This is a genomic window from Chryseobacterium sp. WG23 (genome assembly GCF_024586575.1).
GTDB lineage: Bacteria > Bacteroidota > Bacteroidia > Flavobacteriales > Weeksellaceae > Chryseobacterium.
In genome coordinates this window covers 23431-36148 of the sequence record NZ_JALCZE010000020.1, presented here as the reverse complement: position 1 = coordinate 36148, position 12718 = coordinate 23431, and the positions used below count along the sequence as shown (strand labels likewise).

The 12718-nt window shown below is 40.2% G+C and carries 1 protein-coding gene (cut by a window edge); it reads left to right on the top strand.

Translation table 11 applies throughout. The annotated features are described in order from the left end of the window. Positions 1-12718: part of a non-ribosomal peptide synthase/polyketide synthase coding region (locus MP477_RS22490; RefSeq protein WP_257192255.1), annotated on the top strand (this coding region is incomplete at both ends). 23430 nt of the annotated region lie beyond the right edge of the window; the window shows 12718 of its 36148 annotated nt.

Sequence of the window (12718 nt, the reverse complement as noted above, 5' to 3'; positions counted from 1 at the left end):
TCCTGAACCGGAATTCAGCGGAGACAGAGAATATGTAGCCGTAGAAAATGAGTTACAGAGAACATTATCCCGAATCTACGGTGAAGTGTTGGGGCTTGCCGCTGAAAACATTAGTGTCCACGATGATTTCTTCCGATTGGGAGGAAACAGCATCATGGCGATCAAACTGATCAGCAAGATCAAACAAGAGATGAATGTTCAGGTGAATGTGGCCATGGTATTCAGCCATAAAACAGTCGCATCATTGTCTCATGTACTCAATGGAGAAAGCAGTCAGGCTGAAGAGATTGTAATCAATCCTGTACTGGTATCTTCACCCGAAGAGCAACGCTTATCTTTTGCTCAGGAAAGACTTTGGTTTATAGAAACGTATGAAGGAGGAAGCAATGCATACAATATCCCCATGATCTTCATGTTGGGTGAAAATGTTCAAACTGAGCTTCTTCAGGAATCTTTTAAAACACTGACTCAGCGCCACGAAGTGCTGCAAAGCCTTATTCGTATCACAAAAGACGGAGCGGGATATCAGGTTGTAACCAGCCAGGAACCTCCTATCTATACGAGAAAAGTAAACTCCAGAAAAGAGCTTGATGAAGCCATTAACTATGCAGCAAATAAAGTTTTCCGACTGGAAGAAGAGCTCCCGATGAGTATCAATGTTTTCAATCTGGAGAACCGCAACTATCTGTCTGTTGTGATTCATCATATTGCTTTTGACGGATGGTCTACTGATATTTTTATCAGAGAATTATGCAGTATTTATCAGTCTCTTTCTGAAGGGAAAAATCCTGATCTCCCTGAATTAAAAATACAATACAAAGACTTTGCATTATGGCAGAGAGATTATTTGACAGGGGAAAGACTCGATCAACAAATCGTTTACTGGAGAAATAAGCTTGCTGGTTTCCAAACACTGGATATTCCTCTGGATCTTAAAAGGCCCGCCCATATTTCTTATGCAGGGGCAACACAATACTTTGACCTGCCGGCAGATCTGGTATCAGAACTGAGAAATCTTTCAAAAGATCTCGGAGTGAGTTTATACAGTATGATGCTAAGTGGCTACTATCTGATGTTATCTGCCTATTCCGGGCAGGATGATATTGTAGTGGGAAGCCCTGTTGCAAACCGTCACCATGTGGGTCTTGAGGACATCATAGGGTTCTTTGTAAACACGCTGGCTTTAAGAGAAAAAATTAATCCTGACCAGACGATTGAAGACTTTATTCTACAGGTGGCCCAGTCGGTTACAGAAGCTCAGTCTCATCAGGATCTTCCTTTTGAGAAACTGGTAGAAGAATTAGGAGTAGAACAGGATATGTCCCGACACCCTGTTTTTCAGGTCATGTTTGGGCTTCAAAGCTTTGATGGCGGAACCTCTTTTAAAAATCATGAAGCCGTTCTCCAGCCTTTTGATGGGAATATAGACTATCAGTCGGCCAAGTTTGACCTGACCATGATGATTGATGATCATGGAGACAATATCCAGGGAATTTTCAATTATGCGGTATCTCTTTTCAGCAGAGAAACGATTATACGCATGATAGATTCGTACTTGTTTTTCCTGAAGCAGCTTGTTAACATTGTAAATAGAACAGAAAACAATACTGTAAAGAATCTGACCCTTATAACAAAAGAGGATCATCAAAAAATAACGGGAGAATGGAATACGGCTGGGGTGGCATATCCTGAAGAAAAGACAATACATCAGTTATTTGAAGATCAGGTAGAAAAAACACCTGATCATATAGCTTTAGTATATCAGGATAGTAAGCTTTCTTATCGTGAACTGAATCAGAAAGCAAACCAACTTGCTCATTATCTTATTGAAAATTATAAGCTTACATCAGATGATCTTGTTCCTCTTTGTTTAGAGCGTTCAGAAGATATGCTGATTGCAATTTTAGCCGTCTTAAAGGCAGGTGCAGCTTATGTACCTATGGATCCGGCATACCCTGCAGACAGAATAAAACATATTCTTGATGATACCGGAGCAAAAATAGTCCTTACCCAGGAAAGAACATTAGAAAAGGTAAGAAGATTAGACCAGGTAACAGGAATATCTATTGATGAGGAAACATTCAAAACCTTTATCGGTAAAATAGATGCAAAAAATCCGGTGACCACAACAGGGGCAAACAATCTAGCCTATGTCATCTACACCAGTGGAACGACCGGAATGCCTAAAGGAGTAATGATAGAGCACAGAAATGTAGTAAATGTGGTGAGCCAGGTAAGAGATGCATACGGATTCAGTGAAGGAAAGAAAATAACAGCTTATACTTCCTATGTTTTTGATGTATCTGTATCAGAATTTTTCAATACTTTATTGTTTGGAAATGAGCTGCATTTGCTAGATGAGGCTACTAAAAAGGATGCAGATTTAATAAGCAGCTATCTTCTGGATCATCAGATAGCTTATGCTTATTTACCGCCGGTAATGCTATCCGTACTTCCAAAAATACAATATCCGAACCTAAAAGGATTACTCTATGCAGGAGAACCGTGCGATTATGAAACCGGAAAATACTGGTCTGAGCACACTACCCTCTACAATCTTTATGGACCTACCGAAGCTACAATTTATGCTACTTATAAACAGGTATATCATGGAGATGTACATTTGATTGGGCGTCCTGTTGGGAATACCTCTGTCTATGTACTGGATAATCTCTATCGTCCGGTTCCTCCAGGAGCCGTAGGAGAGCTTTATATCGGTGGAGACGGAATTGCCCGCGGATACCTGAACAGACCGGAACTGACTGCTGAGCGATTTATTTCGAATCCTTTCCAAACGGAAGTACAGAAAATCAGAGGAAAGAATAATAGAGTATACAAAACCGGGGACCTTGTTCGCTATCTTCCCAATGGTGACCTGGAATATCTGGGACGTAATGACTTCCAGGTGAAAATCCGTGGCTATAGAATTGAGCTGGGAGAAATTGAAACCGCATTGCTGGGGTATCCCGGAATTCGCCAGGCAGTTGTACTGGCCAAAGAAAATACCGCCGGCGTGAAATATCTTGCCGGATATTATGTATCTGATACTCCTATAGAATCTTCTTTGCTTTCGGAATTCTTAGCAGAATCATTGCCTGAATATATGGTTCCCAATGCTTATGTGTATCTTGATCATCTTCCATTGACTATAAATGGAAAACTCGATAGAAAACAGCTTCCTGAGCCAGAGTTTACAGCAAGTATGGAATATGCAGCGCCAGAGAATGAGCTGCAGGAAAAATTATGTCGTATTTATGGAGAGGTATTGGGATTAAATAGTGATACTATTGGTATTCATGATGATTTCTTCAAGCTGGGTGGTAACAGTATTATGGCGATCAAGTTGATCAGTAAAATAAGGAACCAGCTGGAATTTCAGATTCAGGTGGCTTCCGTATTCAGCCATAAAACCATTGCATCTTTGAGCTCGGTGCTGGAATCAGACTCCAAAGTGAATGAGCAGTTAATTATTATACCGATAGTATTTTCTTCACCCGAAGAGCAGCGTCTGTCATTTGCCCAGAAAAGACTGTGGTTTATAGAAGCTTTTGAAGGAGGAAGTAGTGCCTATAATATTCCGATGGCTTTCAGCCTGGGAGAAAAAATAAAATTAGATTTTCTTCAAAAGTCTATAGAAGCTGTGGTAAAGCGCCACGAAGTGCTTCGTTCTGTAATTCGGACTACTGAGAAAGGAGTAGGCTACCAGGTGGTTACAGACCTTATTCCTGAGTTTACAATTATAGAAGTAGAGACCAGGGAAGCATTGGAAGAGAATATAAACAGATCGGCCAACAAGATTTTCCGTTTGGAGCAAGAACTCCCTGTCGATATTAATGTTTTCAAGCTGAAAGAGCATTATTACCTGTCTGTAGTTGTTCATCATATTGCTTTTGACGGCTGGTCAATAGATGTATTTTTAAAAGAAATACAGGCAGCTTATGAAGCTTTTGTAGCCGATAAGGATTCTCAATTGCCAGGCTTAAAGATTCAGTACAAAGACTTTGCGCTATGGCAGCGTAACTATCTTGCCGGAGAGATATTGGAAAAGCAGATCAAGTACTGGAAAAATACCCTTGACGGTTTTGAATCTCTCAATCTGCCTTTAGATCATAAAAGGCCTTCCTATATTTCTTATGAAGGGGCAAGTATGTACTTTAATCTTTCTTCTGAGACTGGTTCTGGTCTGAGAAAACTTTCCAAAGATTTGGGAGTAAGTTTGAATAGTGTCATGCTTGGAGGATATTACCTGATGCTTTCTGCGTATTCAGGGCAGGATGATATTGTATTGGGAAGCCCAATTGCCAACCGTCACCATCCAGGTCTTGAGGACATGATCGGATTCTTCGTCAATACATTGGCGTTAAGAGAAAGTATTGATCCTGAACAGAGTCTTAAAGATTTTATTCTTCAGGTATCAAAATCTGTAACAGAAGCCCAGTCTCATCAGGATCTTCCATTTGAGAAGCTGGTGGAAGAATTGGGTGTAGAGCAGGATACCTCCAGACATCCTGTCTTTCAGGTGATGTTTGGAATTCAGAGTTTCGGAGGAAATTCTGATAATAACGAAACTTTATTTTCTCCTTTTGATGGAGAAATTGATTATCAGGCTGCGAAGTTTGACTTGACCACCATGATAGATGATGGTGAAGAAAACATCCGCGGAATGTTTAACTATGCTGTATCTCTTTTCAATGGAGATACCATTATAAAATTAAAAGATACTTATGTGTGGCTTCTGGAGCAATTGGCCCGGATGAGTGATGCAGAAGCTAAAAATACCAGAATCAATGATCTTCGTCTTTTAGAGGAAAATGATTATAAAAAAATAACAGAAGACTGGAATAATACGGTTTCTGATTATTCATCTGAAAAAACCATTCATAGGCTGTTTGAAGATCAGGTTGCAAAGACCCCAGATCATATTGCTTTAGTCTATCAGGATATTAAACTGTCCTACAAAGACCTGAATGAGAAAGCAAATCGTTTGGCCAACTATCTTATCCAAACTTACAATCTTCAGCCTGACGATATTATTCCTTTATGTTTAGATCGTTCTGAGAACATGCTGATTGCAATGTTAGGAGTTCTGAAGTCGGGTGCAGCTTATGTCCCGATGGATCCTTCTTATCCTGCAGACAGAATAAAACATATCCTTCAGGATACTGAGGCAAAACTTGTCTTAGGTCAGGAAAGTACAGCCGAAAAGCTGGGAGATGTGGGGGTAGATTTTATCGCTTTAGATGAGGTAAATATTAAAGCACAGCTTGAAATATCAGATTCAAGTAATCCTGTTACCCAGGTGAATTCAGGTAACCTTGCCTATGTCATTTACACGAGTGGAACAACAGGACTTCCTAAGGGAGTAATGATCGAACATAAAGGTGTTTCCAACCTGACCAAGCAATTTGCTAAAGATCTGGATCTTATTTCTGATGGAACGGCTTACAAAAACTGTCTATGGTATGCCAATTACGTCTTTGATGCCCATGTTGCAGAACTTTATCCTGTGATTACCCATGGTCACAGTATTTATGTATTGGATAAAGAGAGACAGACTGATATTGCAGGATTACAGGAATATATAGCAGTAAATAACATCAGCATTGCCACAATACCACCGGTTCTACTGACGAAAGACTATATCTTACCACTAGAAAAACTTATGGTAGCCGGGGATATAACAAATCCACAATTGATGGCTCTTTATCAGGCTGAAGGAGTGGATATCATTAATGCTTATGGTCCAACCGAAGGCACAGTGTGTGCAACATTGCATCATTATAAGGAAGACGGTAACCCGCTCAACATCGGAGGTCCTATTGGGAATATGACGACTTATGTGTTGGATGGCCATATGCGGGCTGTTCCAGTGGGCGCTGTAGGAGAGCTTTATATCGGAGGAGCCGGAATTGCCAGAGGTTATTTAAACCGCCCGGATTTAACAGAAGAACGTTTCCTTGATAACCCATTCCAGACATTATCCCAAAAAGCAAGAGGCGAAAACAGCCGCTTATACAAAACGGGAGACTTAGTACGCTGGTTAGCTAATGGCGAGCTGGAATACATCGGAAGAAATGACTTCCAGGTAAAAATCCGGGGGTACAGAATTGAATTAGGAGAGATTGAAAATACCTTACTTCATTATCCAGGAATCCGTCAGACGGCAGTATTGGCCAAAGAAAATAAAGCAGGCTTAAAATACCTTACAGGATATTATGTATCAGATGTTGAGATTGATTCCGATCTTCTTACTGAGCATTTGTCCGCGAGCTTACCGGAATATATGGTACCAGGTGCTTTTGTACACTTAACAGCCTTGCCATTAACGATCAATGGAAAACTGGATAAGAAACAATTGCCGGAACCTGAGTTTACAGGAAGCAAAGATTATGTTGCTCCCCAAACGGATCTTCAGGTCAAACTGTGCCAGATCTATGGGGATGTTTTGGGTCTTGATGCTGCAAGTATCAGTATCGAAGATGATTTCTTCCGCTTAGGAGGAGACAGTATCATCAGTATCCAGCTGGTAGGAAGAATCAGACAACAATTAAATATCAGGCTGACGGTTAGGGAAGTATTCACTACCCGGACTATTGTTTCTTTGTCTTTACTTATAGAAAGTAAAGAAGATACTGAGGATATCCGCATTTTGACGGAACAGGGAGTGCTGGAAAGAGAAGTTGCTCTTTTGCCAATTCAGGATTGGTTCTTCAGCCAGAAAGAACAGGGGTATCTTGGAGATTTCAATCACTGGAATCAGGCCTTCTTACTTTATGTGCCTGTTCTAAAGAAAGAACTTCTGGAAGAATCAGTGAAGTGCTTGATCGAAAGACATGACGCACTTAGACTTCAATATCATAGAGAAGATGGAAAATACATTCAACAATATGGAAAAGCAGATGTTCCTTCAGTCAATTATCTGGATGCTTCCGGATTAAATTCAGAAGAACGGTCTCATGTATTTACAGAGTGGCAGTCTCAGTTTGATATTGAAAACGGATCATTGTATCAGATCGGCTATATCAGCGGTTATCAGGATGACAGCGCAAGGATTTATTTTGCCTTTCACCATTTGATCATCGATGCCGTAAGCTGGAGAATTATTACCGAAGATTTAAAGAATATTTACCAATCCCTTGAAAAAGGAGATACAGAATATATTGCTGCCCATACAAAAGGGACAAGCTACAGACAATGGGTGGAAGCTGTGCGAAGCTATAAAACAGAAAACCCGGAATCCAGAGCCCAGGAACTTTTATTCTGGAATACAACAGCAAATAATGTAGAAAAGAACAACAAAGGTCTGGATCAGTTCATAATTAAAGATCAACACTACAGTGAGCTGAAATTATCCAAAGAGATGACTCAAGCGTTGATTAGAGGTACCAATCATGCATACCATACCCAGATCAATGATTTGTTACTTTCCGCTTTATCCGTTACTCTTTCAGAATTAAGTGGAAAAGATATTCATCCTGTTTTATTGGAAAGTCATGGTCGTGAAGAAATATCAGGTAATCTTGATATTACGGAAACCGTAGGTTGGTTTACCACGATGTATCCATTGCTTCTGAAGAGAGGAAAGAATCTAAGAGATACTGTTGTTTCCACCAAAGAAGCTTTGAGAATCATCCCGAACAACGGAATTGGCTATGGTAGTTTGATAGGCTATACAGAGCGTGAGTTACCTAAGGTTAGCTTTAATTACTTAGGGCAGCTGGATCAGGAGCTTGGTGACAAAAACTGGACGATTGCTTCCGAAGATAGTGGTTTGAGTGTTGGAAAAAGAAATAAAGATAATAATCAGATCAGTATCAATGGAGCTGTTGTAGACGGACACCTTAAATTTGGTGTTGCAGGCTACCTTCAGGAAGAAGAGATTAATCGCTTTTCAGAACGATTGAAAGCCAATATAGAAACTATTGTAGATCAGCTTTCAAAGGAAAGTAAAAGCATTCTGACTCCATCTGATATAGACTATATTGTAGAGCAGGAACAGCTATTTGGTATTCAGGAGAAAGGGGAAATTGAAGGGGTTTATTTAGCGAACAGCTTACAGGAAGGCTTTGTGTACCATGCGTTGAACCAGGGCGATAAAGATGATGCCTACAGAGTACAGTTGATCTGGGACTACCATAGTAAAATTAATGAAGAAAAGTTAAAAGACTCCTGGAAACGTACCCAGGCTGCATATCCGTCGTTGAGACTACGTTTTGACTGGAATGGCGAGATCGTACAGGTTATCGATAAAGAAGGCGAAGTAGACTGGCGCTACCAAGATATCAATGGAATGAGTAAAGAGGCTCAGGAAACCCTGATCGGAGAAATCACACAGAAGGATCGCTTTGAGGTGTATGACCTTACCCGAGGAAGTCTTTTCAGGGTGTATCTGTTCAAAAGAGGAGCTAGCCATTACAGCTGTTTATTCAGCAATCACCATGCAATTCTGGATGGCTGGAGTATGCCTGTCATTCTCAATAGCATCCATGATCATTACCTGGGTCAGCTTAAAGGGAAGGAGATCTCACTGGCTTCCGATTCTGCATATGCCTTAACCCAGCGATACCTTCAGTCCCACAAAGAGGACAGTGCAGAGTTTTGGAAGACCTATATGACTTTACTGGAAGACCAGGAAGATTTGAGCAGCCTGGTAAAAGAAGACCAGCGTCATATTGATTTAGGAACTTACCGTCATATCCAGGATCATCAGCATATAAAAATGCAGATCGAAGGAGATCAGTACCATACGTTGAAGGCCTTCACTAAAGAGCAAGGCTTTACGGTGAATGCTGTTTTACAATACTTATGGCATAAGCAGCTGAGTATTTACAGTGGCTTAGGAACAAGTGTTGTAGGGACAACGGTCTCAGGAAGAAGCTTACCGGTTGATGGAATAGAATCTTCAGCCGGATTATATATCAACACACTGCCATTGATTGTGAGCCATGCAGATGGCCGGGTTGTGGATCAGATCACAGAGATTCAGAACAGGATCAGTGAGCTCAATACGCACAGTGACATTAACCTTGCAGCATTGCACCATGACGGACGCAGGATCTTCAGCAGTTTATTTGTGTATGAGAACTATCCTGTACCAAAAGGAGGTGAGGGTAATGAGTTAGGATTTGTGTTCATGGACTCTGTAGAGAAGCTTGATTATCCGTTGGGAATAGTAGCCTATGAACGCGGAGAAGAAGTTTCCCTGACCCTGAATTTTGAAGGATATCTTTTCGATTATTCTGTGATGGAAAGGCTTATCGAAGGAATGAAAACAATCCTTAGCCAGCTTTTGGAAAATCCTGAAATCGAACTGAAAGACCTGTCTTATATTACATTGCATGAATCTGTAAAAATAATGGAGGAGTGGAATGATACAGACTTTTCCTATCCAAATACATCTACAGTTCCTGAACTATTCGAGATTCAGGTTGAGAAGACTCCTGATAATATAGCATTACTATATCAGGAGATTAAATTAACTTACCGTGAGCTTAATGAAAGAGTAAATAGGTTAGCAAATTATCTGGTCAAGAGATACGACCTTCAGCCGGATGATTTAGTTCCGTTATGTTTGGAACGTTCTGAGGATATGTTGATTGCTATTTTAGGGGTAATAAAAGCAGGAGCAGCCTATGTTCCAATAGATCCGTCTTCTCCTTTAGACAGAATAAAATATATATTGGAAGACACGAACGCCAAAGTAGTTTTAGTTCAGGAGAATACCCTGGATAGGGTACAAAATATAGAAAATTTAGAAGCTGTATCCCTGGATGGAGAGGCATTCAAAAAAACAATTAAAAATGTAGACTCCGGAAACCCGATCACAAAACTTACCTCCAGCAACCTTGTCTATGTCATCTACACCAGTGGAACAACAGGAATGCCAAAAGGGGTGATGGTGGAACACAGGAATATAATAAATCTGATTAAGGATGTGTATTCCCGCTATCAACTGCGAGAATCAGATGTTATTTATCAATTTGCTAACTATGTATTTGATCCATCCATAGAACAGATATTAATGGCTGTTTTAAATGGAAATCCTTTGTTATTTATAAAAGATAAAACTTTTTTAAATGAAGAAGTATTTTTGAAAATACTTAATGATAATAATGCTTCCTATATCAACCTTACCCCTTCTGTATTACAGAATATTGATATTACCAGGGTTAAAAGCCTTACAAGATTAGCGTCTGGGGGAGAGGCTCTTACCAACGATCTGTATGCAAAATTAATAAACAAGCATTTTACGCTAATCAATTGCTACGGACCAACGGAAACGACGGTCACGTCTGTAATTAATACGGATCAAAGTATGAACAGTATCGGCCGTCCTATCGGAAATATGAAGGTCTATATACTTGATATCCATATGACCCCGGTTCCTGTAGGGGCTTTGGGAGAGCTTTACATTGGGGGAGCGGGTATCACAAGAGGGTATTTAAACCGCCCGGAACTTACCCAGGAACGTTTCATTACAAACCCTTTCCAGACAGAAGACCAAAAGGCAAAAAATACGAATGCCAGACTTTATAAAACAGGAGATCTTGTTCGTTGGCTTCCGGCTGGAAACATAGAATATATTGGCAGAAATGACTTCCAGGTGAAGATAAGAGGATACCGTATTGAATTGGGTGAAATTGAAAACAGACTTCTTCAATATCCGGGAATTCGTCAGGCAGCAGTTCTTGCAAAGGAAAATAATACCGGATTGAAATATATTGTCGGATATTATGTGGCTGATTCTATAATTGATTCAAATCTGCTTTCAGACTTCCTGTCAGAAACCTTACCTGAATATATGGTACCTGTGGCTTTTGTACATCTTGTAACCCTTCCTGTTACTGTCAATGGAAAACTTGACAGAAAACAGCTTCCTGAACCAGGATTTATCGGAGGGGGTGAATATACCGCTCCTGAGAATGAACTTCAGCAAAAGCTTTGTCAGATCTATGCAGAAGTACTGGGTATTAATGCAGATAGTATCAGTATCCATGATGATTTCTTCCGTCTCGGAGGAAACAGTATCATGTCTATAAAACTGATCAGCAAAATTAAACAGAACCTTGCGTTACAGGTAGATGTAGCCATGGTATTCAGTAATAAAACAGTGGCCTCTCTGGAAAAAGTTCTGAGAGAAAATAGTATTGATGAACAGGTTATTATCACTCCTGTATCCATTGATTCTCCGGAAGAACAGAGATTATCTTTTGCCCAGGAAAGACTTTGGTTCATAGAAACTTATGAAGGAGGAAGCAGTGCGTATAATATTCCAATGACGGCACTTCTGGATCAGAAAACTGATGTTTCAATTCTGTGTAAAGCTCTTGAAGCCGTTATCATGCGCCATGAGATCCTTCGTTCGGTAATCCGGACTACAGAAGATGGAACAGGATATCAGGTGGTTACAGATCTTATTCCGGAATTCAAAATAACGGCAGTAGAGACAAGAGAAGAACTAGACAAACACATAAATAAATGTGCCAACAGAATCTTCCGTCTCGATGAAGAAACTCCTGTAGAGATCAATATTTTCAAGCTCAAAGAGCGGCATTATATGTCGATGGTAATCCATCACATTGCTTTTGACGGATGGTCTACTGATATATTCCTCAAAGAGATACAAACGATTTACAGATCTCTGATTAATAAAGACAATGCTTCTGAGCTGCCTGCGTTACAATTTCAGTACAAAGATTTTGCTTTATGGCAGCGTAATTATCTTGCAGGGGAGCTTCTTGATCAGCAGATTGGCTACTGGAAAGACAAGCTTGATGATTTCCAGAACCTGGATTTGGCTACAGATTTCAAGAGACCTTCTAAGATCTCTTACGAAGGAGAAAACCTGTACTTCAGTCTGAATGCTGGACAGGGAGAAAAATTAAAAAACCTCTCAAAAGAACTTGGGGTAAGTCTGTACAGCGTAATGTTGAGTGGGTATTATCTGATGCTTTCAGCGTATTCCGGACAGGATGATATCGTAGTGGGAAGTCCTATTGCGAACCGTCACCATGCCGGTCTTGAAGATATCATCGGTTTCTTTGTCAATACATTGGCACTACGAGAAAAAATAAATGCAGAGCAGAGCCTTAAAGACTTTATTCTTCAGGTATCAAAATCTGTAACAGAAGCCCAGTCTCATCAGGATCTTCCATTTGAGAAACTGGTGGAAGAATTAGGAGTAGAACAGGATACATCCAGACATCCGGTTTTCCAGGTGATGTTCGGATTGCAGAACTTTGGAGGAGATGCTTCTTCTGAAAATAACGGAGATGCTTTATTCTATCCTTTTGATGGAGAAATAGATTATCAGGTTGCGAAATTTGACCTGACTACCATGATCGATGATGGTGGAGAAAATATACATGGAATGTTCAATTACGCTAAAGCGGTTTTCTCAAAAGAGACCGTCAGTAATATGATCCATTCCTATGAATTTTTACTGAATCAAATAGCAGAGGCGGAAGGACAGAAAGATATCAGGCTTTCAGAACTCCATTTTATTCCACAGGAACAGTATAAAAAAGTAACGGAAGAGTGGAATACCACACATAAAGACTATCAGTCAGAAATGACGGTACATCAGTTATTTGAAAATCAGGTGTTGAAAACCCCGGATCAGACAGCGCTGGTATATCAGGATGTTACACTTTCGTACAGAGAACTGAACGAAAGATCAAATCGCCTGGCTAATTATCTGATCGAAACGTACAGTCCT